At 41.5% G+C, this 19,818-nt stretch carries 21 protein-coding genes; 5 read left to right on the top strand and 16 right to left on the bottom strand.

The window, feature by feature from the left end; all coding sequences use genetic code 11:
• Positions 1 to 50: 50 nt before the first annotated feature.
• From pdxA to HNR41_RS00200, 5 genes are all read right to left on the bottom strand, one after another.
• On the bottom strand, positions 51 to 1,049 hold the full coding sequence (pdxA, locus tag HNR41_RS00220; RefSeq protein WP_184280608.1) for a 4-hydroxythreonine-4-phosphate dehydrogenase PdxA: 999 nt from the start codon (positions 1,047 to 1,049) through the stop codon (positions 51 to 53).
• Positions 1,050 to 1,061: 12 nt separating this feature from the next.
• Positions 1,062 to 2,345, bottom strand: a complete 1,284-nt coding sequence (locus HNR41_RS11460; RefSeq protein ID WP_184280606.1) for a four-carbon acid sugar kinase family protein — start codon at positions 2,343 to 2,345, stop codon at positions 1,062 to 1,064.
• Positions 2,346 to 2,357: 12 nt separating this feature from the next.
• Positions 2,358 to 3,107, bottom strand: a complete 750-nt coding sequence (locus HNR41_RS00210) for a DeoR/GlpR family DNA-binding transcription regulator (RefSeq protein ID WP_184280604.1) — start codon at positions 3,105 to 3,107, stop codon at positions 2,358 to 2,360.
• 575 nt (positions 3,108 to 3,682) lie between these two features.
• Positions 3,683 to 4,093, bottom strand: a complete 411-nt coding sequence (locus HNR41_RS00205) for a hypothetical protein (RefSeq protein WP_184280602.1) — start codon at positions 4,091 to 4,093, stop codon at positions 3,683 to 3,685.
• Positions 4,094 to 4,202: 109 nt separating this feature from the next.
• Positions 4,203 to 4,841: an NAD(P)-dependent oxidoreductase gene (locus HNR41_RS00200; RefSeq protein ID WP_184280600.1), complete on the bottom strand. Its 639-nt coding sequence runs from the start codon at positions 4,839 to 4,841 to the stop codon at positions 4,203 to 4,205.
• A 101-nt stretch (positions 4,842 to 4,942) separates the two neighbouring features.
• Here HNR41_RS00200 and ybaK point away from each other — a divergent pair, with 101 nt between their 5' ends.
• The gene (gene ybaK, locus HNR41_RS00195) at positions 4,943 to 5,428 is read left to right on the top strand and encodes a Cys-tRNA(Pro) deacylase (RefSeq protein ID WP_184280598.1); all 486 of its coding nucleotides are present in this window, start codon (positions 4,943 to 4,945) and stop codon (positions 5,426 to 5,428) included.
• A gap of 41 nt (positions 5,429 to 5,469) precedes the next feature.
• On the opposite strand, the gene HNR41_RS00190 is transcribed toward ybaK, so the two are convergent.
• The 4 genes from HNR41_RS00190 to HNR41_RS00175 all read right to left on the bottom strand — a co-directional run bounded on the left by HNR41_RS00190 (position 5,470) and on the right by HNR41_RS00175 (position 9,957).
• On the bottom strand, positions 5,470 to 6,249 hold the full coding sequence (locus tag HNR41_RS00190) for a cytochrome c oxidase assembly protein (protein WP_184280596.1): 780 nt from the start codon (positions 6,247 to 6,249) through the stop codon (positions 5,470 to 5,472).
• Between the two features lie 2 nt (positions 6,250 to 6,251).
• Positions 6,252 to 6,713 carry a DUF2243 domain-containing protein gene (locus HNR41_RS00185; protein ID WP_376698637.1) on the bottom strand — a complete coding sequence of 154 codons (462 nt, stop codon included), beginning with the start codon at positions 6,711 to 6,713 and terminating at the stop codon, positions 6,252 to 6,254.
• A 115-nt stretch (positions 6,714 to 6,828) separates the two neighbouring features.
• Complete coding sequence (locus HNR41_RS00180; protein ID WP_184280592.1) at positions 6,829 to 8,961, bottom strand: ATP-dependent Clp protease ATP-binding subunit; 2,133 nt, start codon at positions 8,959 to 8,961, stop codon at positions 6,829 to 6,831.
• 246 nt (positions 8,962 to 9,207) lie between these two features.
• Entirely contained in the window at positions 9,208 to 9,957 is a 750-nt protein-coding gene (locus HNR41_RS00175; RefSeq protein WP_184280590.1) for an SDR family NAD(P)-dependent oxidoreductase, read from the bottom strand.
• A 171-nt stretch (positions 9,958 to 10,128) separates the two neighbouring features.
• Here HNR41_RS00175 and HNR41_RS00170 point away from each other — a divergent pair, with 171 nt between their 5' ends.
• From HNR41_RS00170 to HNR41_RS00160, 3 genes are read left to right on the top strand one after another with little or no spacing between them, the layout of a single operon-like run.
• Positions 10,129 to 10,497, top strand: a complete 369-nt coding sequence (locus tag HNR41_RS00170; protein WP_184280588.1) for a GntR family transcriptional regulator — start codon at positions 10,129 to 10,131, stop codon at positions 10,495 to 10,497.
• Complete coding sequence (locus HNR41_RS00165) at positions 10,490 to 11,371, top strand: ABC transporter ATP-binding protein (RefSeq protein WP_184280586.1); 882 nt, start codon at positions 10,490 to 10,492, stop codon at positions 11,369 to 11,371. Before HNR41_RS00170 ends, HNR41_RS00165 begins: the two co-directional genes overlap by 8 nt.
• Positions 11,358 to 12,059: a hypothetical protein gene (locus HNR41_RS00160; RefSeq protein ID WP_035807282.1), complete on the top strand. Its 702-nt coding sequence runs from the start codon at positions 11,358 to 11,360 to the stop codon at positions 12,057 to 12,059. The genes HNR41_RS00165 and HNR41_RS00160 overlap by 14 nt, the downstream gene beginning before the upstream one ends.
• Before the next feature lie 13 nt (positions 12,060 to 12,072).
• Here the strand turns inward: HNR41_RS00160 and HNR41_RS00155 are convergent, their stop codons facing one another.
• The 7 genes from HNR41_RS00155 to HNR41_RS00125 form a co-directional block, all read right to left on the bottom strand.
• Positions 12,073 to 13,176, bottom strand: a complete 1,104-nt coding sequence (locus HNR41_RS00155) for a PDDEXK-like family protein (RefSeq protein WP_184280584.1) — start codon at positions 13,174 to 13,176, stop codon at positions 12,073 to 12,075.
• A gap of 212 nt (positions 13,177 to 13,388) precedes the next feature.
• Positions 13,389 to 13,538, bottom strand: a complete 150-nt coding sequence (locus HNR41_RS00150; RefSeq protein ID WP_184280582.1) for a hypothetical protein — start codon at positions 13,536 to 13,538, stop codon at positions 13,389 to 13,391.
• Between the two features lie 189 nt (positions 13,539 to 13,727).
• Positions 13,728 to 14,687 carry a VOC family protein gene (locus tag HNR41_RS00145; RefSeq protein ID WP_184280580.1) on the bottom strand — a complete coding sequence of 320 codons (960 nt, stop codon included), beginning with the start codon at positions 14,685 to 14,687 and terminating at the stop codon, positions 13,728 to 13,730.
• A 37-nt stretch (positions 14,688 to 14,724) separates the two neighbouring features.
• Positions 14,725 to 15,666, bottom strand: a complete 942-nt coding sequence (locus HNR41_RS00140) for a DMT family transporter (RefSeq protein WP_184280578.1) — start codon at positions 15,664 to 15,666, stop codon at positions 14,725 to 14,727.
• A gap of 89 nt (positions 15,667 to 15,755) precedes the next feature.
• A complete protein-coding gene (locus HNR41_RS00135; RefSeq protein ID WP_184280576.1) occupies positions 15,756 to 16,730 on the bottom strand; it encodes a tRNA dihydrouridine synthase in 975 nt (324 codons plus the stop codon).
• Positions 16,731 to 16,842: 112 nt separating this feature from the next.
• Positions 16,843 to 17,172: a GRAM domain-containing protein gene (locus tag HNR41_RS00130; protein WP_184280574.1), complete on the bottom strand. Its 330-nt coding sequence runs from the start codon at positions 17,170 to 17,172 to the stop codon at positions 16,843 to 16,845.
• Between the two features lie 214 nt (positions 17,173 to 17,386).
• A complete protein-coding gene (locus HNR41_RS00125; RefSeq protein ID WP_184280572.1) occupies positions 17,387 to 18,877 on the bottom strand; it encodes an MDR family MFS transporter in 1,491 nt (496 codons plus the stop codon).
• 115 nt (positions 18,878 to 18,992) lie between these two features.
• On the opposite strand from HNR41_RS00125, the gene HNR41_RS00120 reads away from it, so the two are divergent.
• The gene (locus HNR41_RS00120; RefSeq protein ID WP_184280570.1) at positions 18,993 to 19,808 is read left to right on the top strand and encodes a MerR family transcriptional regulator; all 816 of its coding nucleotides are present in this window, start codon (positions 18,993 to 18,995) and stop codon (positions 19,806 to 19,808) included.
• The last annotated feature ends 10 nt before the right edge of the window (positions 19,809 to 19,818 follow it).

Genomic DNA, 19,818 nt, shown 5'->3' with positions numbered 1-19,818 from the left:
AGCGTTTTCATTTTATATTAATTAAAAGGGCGGTTTAACCGCCCGGTAAATTAGTTTCTGAATGTTAATGCGTATTCTCCTGCGAGTTTGATACATTCTTCCATACTTTCACTTGATGCAATGTTTTGTCCTGCAATATCGAATGCTGTTCCGTGGTCCACAGAGCTTCTCAGGAATGGTAAACCGTTTGTGATTGAGATTGTTTTATGGAAATCTGTCATTTTAGCTGCGATATGTCCCTGATCGTGATACAGGGAAATTACCGCATCGTAACGTCCGTTAAGTGCCTGGAAGAATACAGAGTCTGCCGGAACCGGACCTGCAACTTCATAGCCTTCTTCACGGGCTCTCTCAATCCCCGGAGTAATTTCGTCAATTTCCTCATTACCGAACAGTCCACCTTCACCGCTGTGAGGATTTAATCCTGCAACTGCCAGTTTCGGTTCTTTCACCCCAAGTTTGATCAGTGCATCATATGAACGTTTAATATAGTCGTGAACACGTTCAGCAGTCATCTGATCAATTGCTGCTTTCACTGAAAGGTGACGTGTCAGGAAGAATATACGAAGACTTCTTACCTGGAACATTGTTAACGGATCATGTGAGTTTGTAAGTTCTTCAAGCATTTCAGTGTGTCCGATAAACGGAACTTCAGCTGCTTTAAGTGATTCTTTGTTAATTGGAGTTGTTGCCAGTGCATCAACTTTCCCATCCATCGCAAGTTTAATTGCATGCTCAATGTATTCAAATGCCGCTTTGCCGCATTGCTTCTGTACTTCACCGAATTTAAATGTTTCTGTATCGACGTTATTTAAATCGATTAAGTTAATTACACTACTTGAGAAGTCAGCTTCTTCAACTTCTTTAATTACGTTGACCTGTAAATCAGTGCCTGTAATTTCAAGTGCTTTGTCGATAATCTTTTTATCGCCGACAACGATTGAATTCGCTGCTTCAAGTACCTCACTGTTTAAAAATGATTTCACTGTAATTTCAGGGCCGATTCCTGCCGGATCTCCCATTGGTACTGCAATAATTGCTTTAGTCATTTATATTTCCTCCTATTTTGATTTTAAATATTGTACAGCTTCATACAATGTATATCTGTTGCCAATCATGCCGCCTTTAGTTACGAGAGGCAGTCCCTCATATTTACCGCCCAGCAGATGCCCGTATGCGATCAGCGGTCCAACCTCATCAATCAGCTTAATACCGCTGGCAAGTGTAATACTCGCAAGTGATGCTGTGACATCCCCGCCGCTGACATAACATCCTTTAATCTCGTGCACTGATTCATCAAGAAGGCGTTTAGTAATTGTAGCCAGCCCGTCTGTAATTCTTTTAGCTACACGGTCCGGTGTAACGCCATGCGAAGCTGCTATTTTTTTAATATCGATAATTACGAGGTTTTCTTCGTTTGTAGTAATAACTACAACTTCATTTTCTTCCATACGCGCCTTGGCGAGCTCCACGCTTCTGTCAACTTCGTCGTGCCAGTTTTCATCGAAAGTCGCAAGCTTATTTATGTCAGGTATAACAGGTGTTAGTTTTAATCTGTCGATTAGATATACCAATTGTCTTTCCGACACTTTCGTCGCACTGCCAACGGTAACGATAATTTTTCTATCATCACCGACCTGGTCTGCACGATATTTTGAATACAGCGAAGTAAATGGCCCCGGATCAATTGGTACAATTTTTTTATCAGTATAATCGCAGAGTGTTTCAGCGATAAACTCGATATCATTGTTAGTTACTGCATCCAGCACGATAATCTTATTACCTTCGTCTATCAGCTTTGTAAAACTTCGGATAAATATATCCTTGTCATCTGTCATATCGTTAATTGTCAGCACACCGACTTTATGTTCAGTCTGTGATGAGATAATTTCCGGTACATAAGACGTTGTAATTGGTGTGATCGGATCATTTGCTGCATCGGTTTTATGTAATGGAAGATTGTCGACTAAAAGATAACCGCCTACTGTCACTCTCCCCGAGTCCGGGAATGATGGGACAACGACGCCAATTGAATCTTCACCGACAGTATCAAGTATCATATCTATTTCAACACCGACATTGCCGCGCAGTGTTGAGTCAACGCGTTTGCACAAAATATCCGCACCCCAGCTTTTCAGCCTGTTTAGCGAACCGCCCACTCTGTAATCGAGTACTTTCTTCGAAGCGTAGCGGCTGTCTGTATCAACTATAATTGCATCGGTTTTATCGTCCTGAATTAAATCGTTGTAATGGAAATATGTTGCCGGATGAAAACCATTTTTACTGAGACGGACACCGGTAGCATTCGCCCCCGTCAAATCGTCCGCAATAATTCCTATTTTCACGATTCACCCTCCTTATATTACAGTCGTGTGTTCAGCAAGCTGTTTGAGCTCTTCTTCTCCAACGTTGTTATCTGTAATAATTCCTGTAAAATCCTTCAAATCACAAATTTTAGAAAATGCAGTGTGGTTCAATTTGCTTGAATCCACAATCAGATATGCAGTCTGACCGCACTTCATCATTAAACGCTTTACTTTTGCTTTCTCAATCGTAGGAGCGAAAATACCTTCATCTATTTTCATTGCCTGTGTCCCGACGAAAGATACGTTAACTTTAATATCATTGAGTACATCAATTGTCTGCGGCCCGTAGATTGAGCCCACATTCTGCTGAACCGTACCGCCTAGAATAATTACTTCATGACGACTGTCGATTAACTCTGCCGCCGCCTTAATATCATTCGTTACAACGCGGACTGTAAAATCCTCATTTTTTAAAAGTTTGCAAATTTCAAGAGTAGTTGTCCCGGCATCAAGCAGAATCGTTTCATCCGGCTTGATAAACTTCATCGCTTTTTTAGCAATCAATCGCTTCTCTTCTATATTAACCAGCTGTTTCTTAACGAACGGCACTTCGTTTAGGAAGGAATCCTTTAATAAAATAGAATTCGATGTTCTGATAATCTGTTCATCATCTTCAAGTTCCTTCAAATCCCGGCGCACTGTCATTTCAGAAACATTGAGTTCGTCAGCAAGTTGCTCAATCGTTACACTGCTGTCCCCCGCTACCCGGTTTATAATATATTTCTGTCTTTTACTCTTCATATTTATCACCTTGAGATTCATTATATTGTTTGTTTTTCACATTGTAAAGGTAAATGTGTGATTTTTTAACATTATTAATGTTAATTTGTTACTTTTTAACATTTAGAGATTATGTATGTGGAGCTGGGGGTGGGGAGCTCTATGAGAGCTGTTCATAGAACTTCTAAACTGTTGGGATTTCTATGAGAGCTGTTCATAGAGCTTCTAAAACGCTCGGAGCTCTATGAGAACCGTTCATAGAACTTCTAAATACCTCGGAGCTCTATGAGAGTTGCTCATAGAGCTTCTAAACTGCTCGGAGCTCTATGAGAGCTGTTCATTGAACTTCTAAACTGCTCGGAGCTCTATGAGAGCTGTTCATTGAACTTCTAAACTGCTCGGATCTCTATGAGAGTTGCTCATAGAACTTCTAAACTGCTCGGAGCTCTATGAGAACCGTTCATAGAACTTCTAACAGGTCATGATAGTTATTGTTCCGGTCCGATGAATACTCGTCACACGACCGCTGCACATATCATCGCAAAAACAAAAAGTAAAACCCGGCTTACCGGATTTTACTTCCCGCTTCATCTATTCTATTTCTTTATAATAACACCGTGTTCTTTCAGCCATACAGCAATTTCTTTCATTTTCCCGGTGTCACCGGCTTCTTTCGCTGCATGGTATTCGCTCAGCATATCTGTAATCTCATTCTGCTCGCCGCGAATTTTTTGACCATCGTCACTATCCGATGTTTCATCGTTATAAATCATCTCAACTTTGAATGTTACGAACAGCATAATAATCCCGAAGATAATCGCAAGGCCGATGCTCGATACTCCGGCGATGTTTTCCAGCGTATTGTTTCCAATTACATTTTCGGATAAAAACCGCGCTATTTCCGGGATAATAAATCCGACTGCCGTTCCAATCAGCACCTTCGTTGGATCGAAATGGTATTTCTTACGGTCCGGACGTCTGTCGTCTTCTTCTGATTTTAAAAACATATTAAGCTCCTCATCAATCTCTTTATCATGAATTATACTAGATAAAATCCTCCGGAGCGAAAAATAATGCCGTTATTTATACAAAATAATGGCATCTTATATAACAAGTTTACTCTTTCTCCCCAACGACTGTAAATCGTGCATTAACATGGTCTGCATTTTCAGCTTCATCGATTACCGCAATCGCGAAGTCGGCATAGCTGATATAACTTTCGCCTGCGTTATTCACCAGCAGCACGTCTTCACCTTTTTCATATGTGCCTGTGCGTTTTCCTTCCGCATCAAAGTCTGCTGACGGACTGATAAATGTCCATTTCACATTGGTCGTCTGCTCAAGTTCTTCCAGGTTTTCACTTTGTCCGCCCGCTGTCGGTTTAAATATATCCGGGAAGTTTGGCGTATCGATAACTGTCATCGTTTTGCTGTCATCAATATATAAGCTGCCTGCCCCGCCGACTACAATCAGACGTATGCCGGTTCCTGCCAGTGCGTTAATCAACGCGCGTCCCGCTTCAACGTGTGCATCTTTCTCACCGAGCGGTGCACCGAATGCGTTGATCACAACTTCCAGTCCGCGGAAGTCTTCTTCATTTGTATCATGTACATCCTTTTCTATGACACTGACATTATCGCTAGTTAATTTCGCAGCGTTTCTGACAATCGCTGTGACTTCATGTCCTCTGCTTACTGCTTCATCTAATATTAAACTGCCGGCTTTACCCGTTGCACCTACGATTCCAATTTTCATTTAAAATCCTCCAATTATGATATGATTTTAACTACTATATTATATACCCGACACTTACTTTTTGAAACTAAGTCTATTTACTGAGCAGGAGTGCAGATACTATGAAGAAAAAGAAAATCCAGAAGACCAATGCAATGCGCGTGCTGGAGAACTACAGGATAAACTACGACGTCCATGAGTACGCATGGAACGAAGAGCATACAGATGCGAAAACAGCGGCTGATAAAGTTGCTATGCCGTTTCAAAAAGTTTATAAAACACTGGTTGCTGTCGGTAATATCACAGGTGTTATCGTTGCCTGTATTCCCGCGTCCAATGAACTCGACTTAAAGAAGTTTGCCAAAGCGAGCGGCAACAAAAAAGTCGATATGCTTCATATGAAAGATCTTGAAAAGACAACCGGCTATATCCGCGGCGGCTGTTCACCTGTCGGCATGAAGAAACTCTTTCCCACTTATATTGCAGCTGAAGCTGAAGCGATGGAAACTATTATTGTATCCGCAGGCAAACGCGGCATGCAGATGGAGCTGCCGACTGGTGATTTAATCGAAGTTACCAGCGGTGATTTTGCTGATATAACAGAATAAATAAAGCTCTGATCCCAATTCGGATCAGAGCTCTTTATCTATTAAGTCAGTTTTTGGATGTAACCTCTTCCGGCAGCTTTATACCATTCGAGGCAGAGTATAATAATCAGTGCGATGTCCGCAATATCTCCACCGTAATACATCAGCATCGCACCCGTTTCGCCATCAGGACGGGCAATACCTTCCGGTGGTGAAGCGTATATCAGTTTCGATAATATTTTATGAAATCCAAGGGCAGCGACAAGCACTGAGGCGCGATATAAAAAGCTGTAACGGTGCGTAACGATATCGATATATATAATCGACATTGTAAAAAGGTATCCCGCAAGGAAAACATGCAGATGTACCAGAGCAAACCACAGGACGGATGTATGCATAAATTCAAACAACCCGGCTTTATAAATGAGGAATAGTCCGCCGATATTAAGTATAGAAGCGATCAGAGGATTGCTGATAAATTTTACATATTTTATATTCAGTATTTTACTCAATTTTCTCGCATAGGAAACATTCAGCGTCCGCATTATAAGAGTCATCGGTTTACCGTGAAGTATAAAGAGCGGTCCGAACATTCCAAGCAGCAGATGACCGAGCATATGGACAGTAAAGTCTGTATGTGACAGACGCGCCATTGGTCCTGTCAGCGCAGAAGCTGCAATGATTACACCGGCTGCAAACAGAAAATATCGTCCCCAATGCCAGCTGCGATTTTTCTTTTTCGAATAATACATTGCCGCCGGATAAAGTATTAATGCAGCAATTGCGATTAAACCTGCAATAACTTCCAGTATTAAAAAATGTGTGATATTCGTATGATGCATGCTTAAGAACCTGCTCTTTCCTGTTTAGACTTAAAAAGCAGCACGATGCCGATGATCAAAAGAAGAGCTCCTGAAATATTCCATGCTAAATCATACGGCAGCACGTTAACATCATACCGTACCTGATGAATACGCAGAAGCTTATGATTAATAATTCCGTCAAACAGCTGGAAGCCTCCTAAACCTGTAAAAATCCCGCCTGTCCATTTACGTTTCTGAACTGATTGTTTCCGCTGTAAATCTGCAAACATAAATAATCCGATAACAAGTGCAAACAGCGCAAATGCATTGAGCAGCCCGTCAGATAAAATACCGATAAACGTCGTAGAAAGATCATAGAAATGATGCCACTGCAGCAGCTGATGGAAAATGATTTCGTCGACAAGTGCCATTAAACCAATGCCGAAAAGTATTCCCGACCATATGTTTTTCCTGCGCTGCGAATCAATATTTTCAGATTCCATAGACATTCCTCTTCCGCATAAATTTATATATAAAATACCTTTGTTCTGTATGTAATAATCTGTGTAAAGCAAAAAAACCTTAAATCCACTGCGGATTTAAGGTTTACCTCTATATCTAAGCTTTTACAACAACGATTTCTCCGTCTTTGATGTGAGCTTTTACAGTTTCAAGGTTTTCTTCTTCTAAAATTAAGTCTGTCAGCTGGTCTTCAATCTTATCCTGAATGACTCTGCGCAGCGGTCTTGCACCGAAGCGTTTGTCGTAGCCCAGGCTGACGAGTTTTTTCTTAGCGTCATCTGTAATTGATATCTTAATTTCGTTTTCTTCCAGTGCGTCCTGTAATTCAGTCAGCATCAGATCGACGATTTCCATTAAGTTTTCTTCTGACAGCTCGTTGAAGTTAATAATAGCATCAAATCTGTTTAAGAATTCCGGTTTGAAATAATCGCTTAAGTTTTCAAGTGTGCTGACTGATTCGTGCTGGTCTGCGTTAAAGCCGACGCTCGCGTTATTATCTCCTGTACCGGCGTTACTTGTCATAATGACAACTGTTTCTTTAAAGCTGACTGTTCTGCCGTGGGAATCCGTTAACTGACCGTCTTCCATAATTTGCAGGAACATGTTCTGCACGTCAGGGTGCGCTTTTTCAATTTCATCTAAAAGAATAATTGAATAAGGGTTGTGACGTACTTTCTCTGTCAGCTGTCCAGCCTCTTCGTGGCCAACATAACCCGGAGGCGACCCGATAATTTTAGAGATTGAATGTTTCTCCATGTACTCACTCATATCGAGTCTGATCATTGAATCTCTTGAACCGAATAACTCTTCAGCAAGTGCTTTCGTTAATTCAGTTTTACCGACACCAGTCGGACCGACGAACAGGAATGAACCAATTGGACGGTATTTAGATTTAAGACCGGCGCGGCTTCTTCTGACTGCCTTCGCGATCTTTTCGACTGCTTCCTGCTGGCCGATCACTTTACTGCTCAGGTTCGTACCGAGATCTCTCATCTGTGCCTGTTCTTCAGACTGGAGTTTCGTTACAGGAATACCTGTTTTCTCTTCGACAATCAGCTGAATATCAGCGATATCTACATCCATGACCTGTTTGTCGTCTGCTGCAGCCTCCAGCTGTTTTTCAAGCTGCAGTTCCTGATATTTCAGGCGTGCTGCCGTTTCGTAATCTTCCTGCTCTGCTGCTGCATCTTTTTCTTCAGCAATTTTTTCGAGCTTCTGTTTAATGGATTCAGTATCGTTCTCCGCATTCGCAAGATTTAATCGTGCACCGACTTCATCCATTAAGTCGATTGCTTTATCCGGCAGGAAACGGTCCTGAATATATCTGTGCGATAAATTCACAAACGCCTCAACCACTTCGTCGGAATAACTGACTTCGTGGAATTTTTCATAGCGGTCTTTAATACCTTTAAGGATTAAAACCGATTCCTCGAGCGTCGGCTCTTTAACGATAATCGGCTGCAGACGGCGTTCAAGGGCTGCGTCTTTCTCGATTTGACGATACTCTTTCAGTGTTGTTGCACCGATAATCTGCAGTTCACCGCGTGCTAATGCCGGTTTAAGAATGTTACCCGCATCCATCTGTGAACTTTCAGCAGAACCTGCGCCGACAATCTGGTGAATCTCATCGATGAAAAGAATGACATCCTGACGTTCTTTAAGTTCTGCAATAAGCTGTTTCATACGTTCTTCAAACTGGCCGCGCATTGAAGTGTTCGCAACGAGTGATGCGACATCCAGAACATAAATTTCTTTATCCATCAGTTTCGTTGGCACATTGCCTTCTACGATTTTCAGTGCCAGCCCTTCAGCAATTGCTGTTTTACCGACACCCGGCTCACCGATTAATACCGGATTGTTCTTATTGCGTCTGTTTAATGTTTCAACGACGCGTTTTACTTCTTTGTCCCGTCCGATAACCGGATCGATATTACCCGCTCTTGCCTCGTCCGAGATGTTATTGCCGAGCTGGTCTAAGAGACCGTCGCGTTTATTTTCACGTTCTTTAGTTTGTGTACTCGTTCCTTTGTTTCCTTGTCCATTGAAATATTTATTGTTCATATTATTATTTTGGAAAGATGATCCTTTAAAGAAGTCATTTGAATTCATCATTTGACCCTGGATATCCTGGAAACAGCTGTCACATAAATGAACCTGCATTTTTTGATTGTTAAAATTCATTGCAAGGTTTACATTCGCTTCGTTTAATCCGCAATTTTGACATTTCATATGTGTTTCCTCCTATTGATATATTCGCGTTCACAGTCAATTTGACTTTGACTATATTTGACTATGAATACAGTATAAAGGCCTCAAAAGATATTTTCAAATATGATGCTTACAAATAACTTTTCATCTGACTATCTTTGACCTTATATTTTTATTATACATTGACCTTCTTTGACTTTCAAGTATTTTATTTGTTTTTTTAATATAAAAACCGGCTTTCCAAAAAAGGAAAACCGGTCGTAATCATTACTTGGTATTTGTGAACCCGCCGTCGATACGGATAACTTCACCATTAATATATTCTGCTTTCGATGTTAACAGGAAGCTGACAAGCTCTGCCACTTCTTCCGGTGTACCGAGACGTTTTTGCGGGATGCCCGCTTCTGCGTTCTCTTTCATTTCCGGGTTATCAGCAAAGAACTGTTTCACCATAGGTGTTTCAGTTGGACCTGGAGCGATAGAGTTTACACGCAGTCCGTCTTTTGCGTATTCAGCTACAAGGCTTTTCGTCATGCCTACGATACCGTGCTTCGTTGCCGAATAAGTCACAACAGAATCCTGACCTGTTACTCCGGCACTTGAAGCTGTGTTCACAATAGAGCCGCCGCCCTGTTTCAGCATTACTTCTGCAACGTAACGGATACCGTATAAGGCACCCAGCATATTTATACCGACTATTTTATCGATTTCATTGATATCTGTTTCAAGGAAGTATTTGCCGCTTCCTGAAATACCTGCGTTATTAAAGAAGTAGTCAATCGTACCGAACTTCTCAACAGTCTGATCAACGTAATTTTTGACATCTTCTGCTTTAGATACATCCGCTTTAATGAAAATCGCATCTGCACCCGCTTCTTTTGCCTGTTTAACCGTTTCATTTCCTCCTTCTGCGTTAACATCGACGACTGCGATATTAATGCCCTGTTCAGCAAGACTCAATGCTGCCGCCTGGCCGAGACCGCTCCCGGCACCTGTAATAATAGCTGTTTTTGTCATTAAATTACCTCCTGTAATTTCTTTTCATTACCAATTGTAAACCTTTTAAATTTAAATTAAATTATTTCGCTCGCAGGAAAATTCATTATTTTTATTTACAAAATCTTTTTCACATAGTATAGTTGATTACACAACTAATCAACCGAACACCAACAGAGGAGGCGGGAATTTGTGAAAGCCGTATTAGATGACTCCAGACCAATATTTCAGCAAATATACGAAATGATAGAAGACGACATAATTGAAGGTGAACTTGCAGAAGGTGATCAGATTCCTTCTACAACAGAAATTTCGAAGTTTTATCAGGTAAACCGTGCAACTGCACAAAAAGGACTCGGGGTGCTGGTCGATGAAGGTTATGCATATAAACAGCGCGGTGTCGGTATCTTCGTCGCAGAAGGCGCGACGAAGAAATTGATAGAACAGCGTAAAAAAGAATTCCGTCTGCAATTTGTTAAACCGCTGCTTGAAGAATCAAAGCGGCTTCGCATGACGAAAGAAGAAGTAATCAAATTTATAGAGGAGGGCAATAATGATTAAAGTAAATAATTTATCTTTTGCCTATGACAAAAAGAATATCTTAAAAGATGTTAATTTAACAGAAACTGAACCGGTGATTATCGGATTGTGGGGACGTAATGGTTCCGGGAAAACAACTCTAATGAAAATTTTATCCGGTATGGAACAACCGAACGACGGCACTGTCGAAGTAGACGGTATTGAGCCATATAACAATAGTGATGCAATGAATCACGTTGCATTTATGCAGGAGGATCATCCCTATTCCGATATGTGGGATATAAACGATGCACTTAGATTCGGACGTGACTTCAATGAAAATTGGGATCAGGAGCTGGCTGATAAACTGATAGATATTTTTCAGCTGCCAAGGAAGAAAAAAATACGTACCTTCTCAAAAGGTATGAAGACGATGATTACGATTGCTATCGGTCTTGCGAGTAAAGCACCGCTGACAATTTTTGATGAGCCGTCAAATGGTCTCGATGCACATATGAGAAAGCAGTTTTATGATGTGCTGCTCGATTCCTACGATGAACACCCGCGTATGATTTTACTGTCGTCCCATCACATTGAAGAAGTAGAACCATTATGTGAAAAGATTGCAATTATCGATAACAATACACTGATGCACTATGAAGAAACTGATGTTTTGAAAAATAACGGAGTTCATATTAGCGGGACAGCAGAAGCAGTACGCGCCGTAGTTGGCAGTAAGCGGGTGCTTGAGGAACGCAAACTCGGTAAACAGCTGAATATCATGCTGGATACGCCGCTTACAGATGACTTAAAACGCGAGGCTGAACAAGCAGGCGTCATGATAGAAAAAGCACCATTCCAGGATTACCTTGTTAATTTAACTACAAAGGAGGCTGAATTAAATGAACACGCTTAAAGGACCTTTTAGTGTTGTCTTTAAAGAAATGAAACTGACATTTTATATTAATACCGGAATTACAATCGCGCTATTCGCACTTTATATTTTTCTCAGCACTCAGCTTGATGGAAATGAAATGCTCGGATTAATATTCGGACCGTTCTACATTGTGTTTCTGACATATGCGTTTATATTTTTTAAGAGCTATAAATTAATACTGTCATTCGGCGGAACACGCAAGCAATTTATGCTGTCATCGTTTATCGCGGCTTTTCTGTACATTACCGCAGGAACTATTGTTTTAACCGCTTTGCATTATATCGGTGAAGTAACATTTCAAGATGGGTATGTATTTCACATGGCAGACATACTCAATGATGCAAATCCTGCAATGTATTTCTGGGTAGATTTTCTGTGGCTGTTTATCCTATTCGGAATAGGAATGTTCGCTCAAGTTATTAACTTCAATCTCGGTGCACTACGCACACTGATTTTAGCGGCAATAATTATACTCGGCTCAGTATCAGCATACTTCTTTATAAATTTAACACCGCTGTTTGAATTTATTATCAATGAATATCTGCTGTTTCTTCATCTGCTTGCGCTCGGTTCATTAGTACTGCTGGCAGCATCTTATTTCATGATGAGAAATGCACCACTTGAACGCGGCGACAGAAAAATATTTAAAGCCAATACTGTAAACTAATAACGAAGAACACTTAATGCTTAATGCAATAAGTGTTCTTTTTAATTTCCGATATTGTTTCATCTATAACCGTTTCGATTAGTTTTACCTTCTCGTAATAATCATCAACGCTCTCTTCGAGACTGTTTTGATTAACAGGTACTGCCGCGGTTAAGAGTGAAGTTCTCTTCTGTGTCGCGTCCGGAATGACCTGCTGCAGTTTTCTGTTTAAGACTGCAGCGAAGTTATTCTTGTTCTCGATAAATTTATCGTATCCTGGAAGGTCTTTAATCTGATTGTGCGGTTTGTATGGATTCGTTTCGTAACGAATGCCGATATCTTTGACAGTATTCCCATTCTCGGAAAGCAAGTTGATGTATGTATCCACATGAATATAAAATGTATTGTCGAGCCCGGTTTCTTCAAATGACTCGTCGGACTTCCAGTTCGGCTTTGAAATTAAAAAGATAAAGTTATTGCGCCCTGCACCGCCGGCTTCTCCCCAGCTGATATTAAGTTCTGTCTCATCTTTAAATTTCTCCATTAAAATATTCTGCCAGCATATCTTCTGCTGCACTGTATCCATGGGAATTCCTTCCGTCAGAGCTTTCACAGGATCACTGACAGGTATGTAGAATTCATTGAGCTTCTCTTTAAAATCTTCAAGCAGCCGATTCAAGGCAGCGTTATTCACACTTGAGCCTTCATTTAGAAACGAACTGTAATGTACACTCTTAAATTTCGAACTGCCGGGCAGCACCGTCGTATCAAGTGTTAAAAAGATAAAATGAAACTCAGCCGCTTCAAGATTCAGTTTTCCTAAAATTCTTTGCTGGGCCAGTTCCGATTCATAGCGGAGCGTCTGCCGAATCCCTTCACCCGTGCCCAATTTATTTTCAATGATGATAATCTTCGGCACCTGTTTTTCTGTTTCATATATAACCATGTCAGGTGTACCGATTGGTTTGCCAAGTCCCAGTCGGTTGATCACTTTGTAGTTATAATTTTTATCCATTTTAAGATCTGCCGATTTTAAAAATTGATTTAGAAAATGTCTTGAATCCTCAAAGCAGTTTTTCAAAAAATCCGATATTACATCTTCCCGGTAAAAAATATTCAATGCGTCAAATGCGTTCATGCTGTTACCCTCTTTACGTTTAGTAAGATTATTTTACAATATTTTTGATGAATAGTTTTTATAAATTTGAATTAGAATTTAAATTTTTTTGGTGATAAGTTGGAAGGAAACACGGCAGATATCATCAAATCGCATCCAAAACGTCATAGGCCGGTAAAAATATCGAGAATTAGCGCATTTTTACTTTCAAAATAAGATAACTCCTCATAAATTTAATGACTTAGCGCATTTTCGTCTCCATTATGAGCAAGGTCATCCAAAATAACAGCATCCTGCTCATTTCCACCTTCATAATGAGCAAGGTCATCCAAAATAACAGCATCCTGCTCATTTCCACCTTCATTATGAGCAAGGTCATCCAAAATAACAGCATCCTGCTCGTTTCACCCCTCATAATGAGCAAGGTCATCCAAAATAACAGCATCCTGCTCATTTCCACCTTCATTATGAGCAAGGTCATCCAAAATAACAGCATCTTGCTCATTTCACCCCCAACAGAAATCAAAAAAGCAAGCATCCACCAAAGGATACCTGCTCAAGCTTCACTATATTCACTTATTATTATCACCCAGCATATCAAGCGGGCTGAGTTTTGCTTCAATCTCGGCTCTGTCTGCTTCCATAAACGGCGGCAGGTCTAATTTTTCTCCTGCTTCGATGCCAGGTGTCGTATCAACCAGCCCCGGACCATTCGTAGCAATTTCAAACATGATGCCGTTGGATTCCCGGAAGTATAAACTTTTAAAGAAGTGTCTGTCGACTACGCCTGTTGAACGGAATCCTCTTTCCGTCACCTTCTCGTCCCAGTACTGAAGTGTTTCTTCATTCTCTACATTAATCGCAAGGTGATGCACGCTCCCGCGTCCCGGCCGTTCGCGGTCGCCGTCTTTAAATTTAACTAGGATTTCGCTGTGCCCGTCACTCCCCGAAGGGCGGTACAATCGCTTAGTCTCATCGCCCGACACTTTCACGTAATCGAACAGCGTCGTCAGCGTTCTTTCCATCTTCTCAATTCTGCGGACGGTCATCTCCACAGTCCCCATGCTCATAATCTGATATTCTTCCGGCACATCTGAGCCGTCCCAGCTTTCGAATCTGCTGACCGCTTCATCATCCACCACCTGCAGTGCAAGTCTCAGTCCGTCGCCATCTTCAAAAAGCAGCGATTTTCTGCCGCCGTAGTTTGTTACATCACTGTACTCCACGCTGTACTCATCAAACCGCTTCTGCCAATAGGATAAACTGCTCTCACCTCTGACGAACAATCCTATCCGTGTAATAGCATTCGTTCCGCGTCTGGTGTTCGCCGCCATCGGCATCTCAAAAAACGACAGTTCTGTTCCCGGGCGCCCTTTATTATCACCATAAAATAAATGATACATTGACGGATCATCCTGATTTACCGTCACTTTAACTCTGCGCATGCCGAGCAGTTTATTATAAAATGTATTATTTCCTTGCGCATTTTTCGTCAGCATTGAAATATGGTGGTGTCCTAAAATTGTTGCCATTATATTGACCTCCGTATATTTTCACTGTAATTACATCTTAAAATAAATTAATCAGCACAACACCTGTCAGCATTATAACGAGTCCAATCAGCTGCACCGGTACAATTGTTTGTTTTGCCGAACGAAACATGCCGAACTGCTGTACAAGAATACTGCCGGTAATCTGGCCGAATAATACAAGTACAATCGTCGGGCCTGTACCGATTTCTCCGACAAGGAAGATATTAATCAATACGTAAAACCCGCCGAATATTCCTCCAAGCCAAACCCAGAACGGTGCCTTTTGTGTAATCGGATATTTCACCGGCACAAATGTTTTATCTCTTAAAGCAACAATTATAACCAGCGCTGCCGCACCGACAAAGAATGAAATAAATGCTGCAGTAAATGGCGAGTTCACCGCACTGCCTAGTTCTCCATTAATCGCTGCCTGGATTGATAACAGTGCACCGCCGGTAAAGCCTGCTGCGCGCCATGGCCACTTATTAATATTTTCATTCGCCTGTTCGAGTTTATAACGGCGCATCTTCATAATGTCCTGCAGCACAACCGCCAGAAAGACTCCCGCAAAAATCAATACGACCCCAAAAAAGCGTGTAATCCCAAACGGTTGAATCATCGAGTTAAACCAGCCGAAGTTATCGATAATCATACCTGTGATAATCATCCCGATAATCGGCATAATTGCAGTTTCGACACTGCCTATTTTTGGAAATATAAATATGTTCGTCGTCAGCGCAATAACACCGCATACTCCGCCAAGCCATATCCAGGCCGGCTGATTTGTAAATGCATCTGCCGGCGGCGTCAGCGGCAGGCCGTTGATCAGCACGATAATACTTAAAAATACGGTGCCGATGACAAATGAAATCATCGATGCGGTAAACGGAGATTTCACATAACTCCGGAGCCCTGAGTTAATCGCAGACTGCATTGACATCCCCGTTCCAATCGCAGCACCGAGCAGTGTAGTAAACATCGCGCTCACTTCCTCTGTATATTTGAATATCATCGTATCACTTATTAACGCAAAAATCCCTTTTGATAAATTATCAAAAGGGATTGCTGTTATTCTGCCGGTTCCATCTGCGCTTCAAATTCATCAAGCAGTCCACGGACTTCATCTGTTGTGTTCGTGCTCATCAGCTGGTGTCTCAGTTCACCTGCGCCTCTGATGCCGCGTACGTAAATTTTAAAGAATCTGCGTAATGGTTTAAACAAACGTGATTCTTCTTTTGAATATTTATCGAACAGGTCAAGATGCAGGCGCAGGAGACCTAAGAGCTCTTCGCTCGTATGTTCTCTCGGCTCTTTTTCAAATGCATACGGATTGTGGAAAATTCCGCGTCCGATCATGACACCGTCAATGCCGTACTTCTCTGCGAGTTCAAGCCCTGTTTTTCTATCAGGAATATCGCCGTTAATTGTTAACAATGTATCCGGGGCGATCTCATCGCGGAGCTTTTTAATTTCTCCGATTAATTCCCAGTGCGCATCGGCTTTACTCATTTCTCTCCGCGTACGAAGGTGAATCGACAGATTCGCAATATCCTGCTCGAATACATGCGTCAGCCAATCTCTCCACTCGTCGATTTCAGAATAGCCGAGACGTGTTTTAACACTTACCGGCAGGCCGCCGGCTTTAGCTGCCTGAATGATTTCTGCTGCCGTTTCAGGTCTCTGAATTAATCCGGCACCCTTACCTTTTGCTGCAACGTTCGGTACCGGACAACCCATGTTTAAGTCGATTCCTTTAAAACCCATCTCAGCCATACCGATACTCATTTCACGGAAGTGATCCGGTTTGTCTCCCCAGATGTGCGCTACAATCGGCTGCTCATCTTCAGTAAACGTTAAGCGTCCACGTACACTATGCACCCCTTCAGGGTGGCAAAAGCTTTCTGTATTCGTAAACTCCGTGAAGAATACGTCGGGTCTGCCCGCTTCACTGACAACGTGACGGAATACGACGTCTGTAACATCTTCCATCGGTGCCAAAACAAAAAATGGACGCGGTAATTCACGCCAAAAGTTTTCTTTCATATATATTTAAACCTTCTTATCTATTAGTATCTCGAATTTTTATCCATGACGATATTACCACAAAAAGTCAATTTACACAAAAGTATTACGACCAGTAAAAAGCCTGCAGAGACTAATCTTCTGCAGGTGCATATAAATTGTTGCGCATTTGATTTATCGCTGTAATCCAGTCTTCTCTTTTGAAGACACTGAACTTGAATACGTCATTATTATGCGTAATTATTTTAATGACGTTCGGGATGACTCCCATGCTGTTTTTCGTTTTGATTTCCTTAATATCTTTTAAATCAATAATCGTTTCAACCGATTCTATATACGGTCCAACCGAACCTTCGTGAAACAATGTTGTTTTCGTTAAATATAAAGGGCCTTCGACACCTCTCATCGGGCGTCTCATGTGTGCATGCCCTGCGCGGACAATATCACCTTTATTTAACCTCATAATGCATCACCTCAATTATATATTTTTAAAAGTATTATACTCCGCCTAATGCTATCACAATTGTGAATATTAGCAATCCTGCCAGTACAAGAATCAGGAAGCCCATAAACCACTTATTCATAAATCTCCGCTCCTTTAAAAATCACCATATATACATTATACACGTAAAAAAATCACTTCATTTCGAAAATGAAGTGATTTCATAAATTATTCATTAATTCTCATCTTTTTTAACCCGTGCAGGTACAAGATCTTCAATCGGTTTCGCACGGTAAACGAAGAACGACATTACTGCCGCAATTAACGTAATGACGAATATTACGAAGTAAACAAACTCTACTCCGGATACCATCGCTGCTGTCATTGCTTCCTGTGATTCAGGATTCGCAGCACCTTCCAGGTAACTCGCCTGTTTCGAGTTCAGCATGCCGATAAACACCGACACACCGATCGCTCCGGCTAATGGCTGCAGTGTCGATACGACCGCAGTACCATGAGGATATAAATGTTTAGGCAGCTGGTTTAAACCGTTTGTCTCTGCCGGCATCATCGTCGCTGAGACACTAAGCATAATCAGCATAAAACCGACAATGATTACCCACTGCGGCGTATCTGCATTAAGATTGCTGAACATGAACATCGTTACTGCCAGCACAATCGTTGCTGGAATCATCATGATTTTAGGGCCGACTTTATCGAATAAAGCACCCATAAACGGACTCATTGCACCGTTCAGCAGACTGCCCGGCAGAAGTAAAAGACCTGCTGCAGCTGCAGTCAGCCCCATCGGCCCCTGCATAAATACGGGCAGAATCAGTTCCGATGCGAACATCACCATAATAATAATGACGAACAGCACAACGGCATGTGTGAACATCGGGAATTTAAATACGCGTAAATCCATCAGCGGCTCATCTAGTTTCAGCTGGCGGAAAACAAATAACGTTATTGCAATTACACCGATAATTATCGGTGTAAATACAGACGCTGTCATAAAGCCGTTTGCACTTTCACCTGCGTGACTGAACCCGTAAATTGTTGCACCCAGACCGACAGTCGAATACACAATCGAAATCCAGTCGATTTTGGGTTTTGTTATTTCTGTAATATTTACCAGATATTTCAGCGCGAATAAAATTGAGAAAATCGTAAACGGCATGACGAAGATAAATAAAAATCTCCAGCCGAAGTATTCTACAATAACACCTGACAGCGTCGGACCGATTGCAGGTGCGAACATAATCACGAGTCCGACAATTCCCATAATTTTCCCTCTTTTATGCGGCGGATAAATCAAGAGAAACACATTAAACATAATCGGCATAATTAAGCCGGTGCCTATTGCCTGAATCATGCGTCCGAAAAGAAGTACACCAAATGACGGTGCGAGGGCTGCGATAACCGTACCGATGAAAAATGTGACCATCGTACCGATGAACAGCTGTCTGGTCGTAAACCAGCCCATTAAGAGCGGCGATACCGGAATTACAATTGCCATGACCAGCATAAAGCCTGTAGCTATCCACTGAACTGTTGAAAGAGTGATATCGAATTCCGCCATCAGTGTCGTTAATGCGATATTGAGCAATGTTTCATTTAAAATAGCGAAGAATGCACCGATAATTAATGCAATCATAATCGGCATTGTTTTAGCGTTTGGATCCTCCGATAAAAATTCATACTTTATATTTTTAGTTTCTGTCATTCTGCACCTCTTATATTTTTTCATACCGGAACGTGAGTGTATCCGGTACACATCGAAATGATGACCTAGTATAATATAAGCTATATGGTTACCATACAGTCAAGAGGTGAGTTTTATGAAATCGGAAATATATTTTACGACAGGTGACTTTGCGAAGCTTTGTGAAGTCACAAAGCAGACACTGTTCCACTACGATCATATCGGCCTGCTGCATCCCGCGCATAAGGATGACAAGGGGTACCGCTATTACTCGTACACGCAATTCGACGCGATGTACGTTATTGAGTCGTTGAAACAAATGGAAATGCCGCTCAGGGAAATTAAGGATTTTATCAGTGTAACGACCCCGGATACGATGATTGAATTGTTTAAGGAAAAATCCCGCAAAATTTCAGAAAAAATCGATCATCTTGCGAGTATTCAAAATACAATTGAAAAGAAAATAGCAATTACAGAGCAGGCGGTAAATACAAACTTCGATGAAATCGCGCTGACTGAAACCGACGTGGAATATTTATATTTAAGTGCGCCGCTCTCCAATCATGATGACGACGACAACCGGGCTGCGATATCCGATTTTTATAAAGTATGTATGCGGGAACTCCATGAAAAATATTCAATCGGTGCGATGATTAAAATAGATGATATTGTGCACAATGATTATGAAAGTTTTGAATACCTGTTTGCAAAAACAGACTACACCGTTAAGCTGCCGCTCATAAAGCATGAAAAAACACTGCAGGTAATCGGTTATCATACCGGACAGTATGAAAATGTATCTGGTACATACGATGCAATCTTTAAATTTATAGACGACAATCATCTGAAAGCAGTCGACTACTTATATGCAGAACCGGTACTCGACCGTATTTCCGTAAACGACAGCGATAAATACGTGACAAAGATAACGATACCCGTCGTTCGGCCATAGGATCACACGT

It is taken from the genome of Jeotgalicoccus coquinae, assembly GCF_014207425.1.
In the GTDB taxonomy this organism is placed as follows: Bacteria; Bacillota; Bacilli; order Staphylococcales; family Salinicoccaceae; genus Jeotgalicoccus; species Jeotgalicoccus coquinae.
Note: the sequence above shows the minus strand (reverse complement) of the source record. Positions and strands in the feature narration are given on the sequence as shown.

Bases quoted from the DNA above. Each gene is read 5' to 3' on its own strand.
- pdxA (WP_184280608.1), bottom strand. From the start codon at position 1,049: ATGACTAAAGCAATTATTGCAGTACCAATGGGAGATCCGGCAGGAATC.
- HNR41_RS00210 (WP_184280604.1), bottom strand. From the start codon at position 3,107: ATGAAGAGTAAAAGACAGAAATATATTATAAACCGGGTAGCGGGGGAC.
- HNR41_RS00205 (WP_184280602.1), bottom strand. From the start codon at position 4,093: ATGTTTTTAAAATCAGAAGAAGACGACAGACGTCCGGACCGTAAGAAA.
- HNR41_RS00200 (WP_184280600.1), bottom strand. From the start codon at position 4,841: ATGAAAATTGGAATCGTAGGTGCAACGGGTAAAGCCGGCAGTTTAATA.
- ybaK (WP_184280598.1), top strand. From the start codon at position 4,943: ATGAAGAAAAAGAAAATCCAGAAGACCAATGCAATGCGCGTGCTGGAG.
- HNR41_RS00190 (WP_184280596.1), bottom strand. From the start codon at position 6,249: ATGCATCATACGAATATCACACATTTTTTAATACTGGAAGTTATTGCA.
- HNR41_RS00185 (WP_376698637.1), bottom strand. From the start codon at position 6,713: ATGGAATCTGAAAATATTGATTCGCAGCGCAGGAAAAACATATGGTCG.
- HNR41_RS00180 (WP_184280592.1), bottom strand. From the start codon at position 8,961: ATGAAATGTCAAAATTGCGGATTAAACGAAGCGAATGTAAACCTTGCA.
- HNR41_RS00175 (WP_184280590.1), bottom strand. From the start codon at position 9,957: ATGACAAAAACAGCTATTATTACAGGTGCCGGGAGCGGTCTCGGCCAG.
- HNR41_RS00165 (WP_184280586.1), top strand. From the start codon at position 10,490: ATGATTAAAGTAAATAATTTATCTTTTGCCTATGACAAAAAGAATATC.
- HNR41_RS00160 (WP_035807282.1), top strand. From the start codon at position 11,358: ATGAACACGCTTAAAGGACCTTTTAGTGTTGTCTTTAAAGAAATGAAA.
- HNR41_RS00155 (WP_184280584.1), bottom strand. From the start codon at position 13,176: ATGAACGCATTTGACGCATTGAATATTTTTTACCGGGAAGATGTAATA.
- HNR41_RS00145 (WP_184280580.1), bottom strand. From the start codon at position 14,687: ATGGCAACAATTTTAGGACACCACCATATTTCAATGCTGACGAAAAAT.
- HNR41_RS00140 (WP_184280578.1), bottom strand. From the start codon at position 15,666: ATGTTTACTACACTGCTCGGTGCTGCGATTGGAACGGGGATGTCAATG.
- HNR41_RS00135 (WP_184280576.1), bottom strand. From the start codon at position 16,730: ATGAAAGAAAACTTTTGGCGTGAATTACCGCGTCCATTTTTTGTTTTG.
- HNR41_RS00130 (WP_184280574.1), bottom strand. From the start codon at position 17,172: ATGAGGTTAAATAAAGGTGATATTGTCCGCGCAGGGCATGCACACATG.
- HNR41_RS00125 (WP_184280572.1), bottom strand. From the start codon at position 18,877: ATGACAGAAACTAAAAATATAAAGTATGAATTTTTATCGGAGGATCCA.
- HNR41_RS00120 (WP_184280570.1), top strand. From the start codon at position 18,993: ATGAAATCGGAAATATATTTTACGACAGGTGACTTTGCGAAGCTTTGT.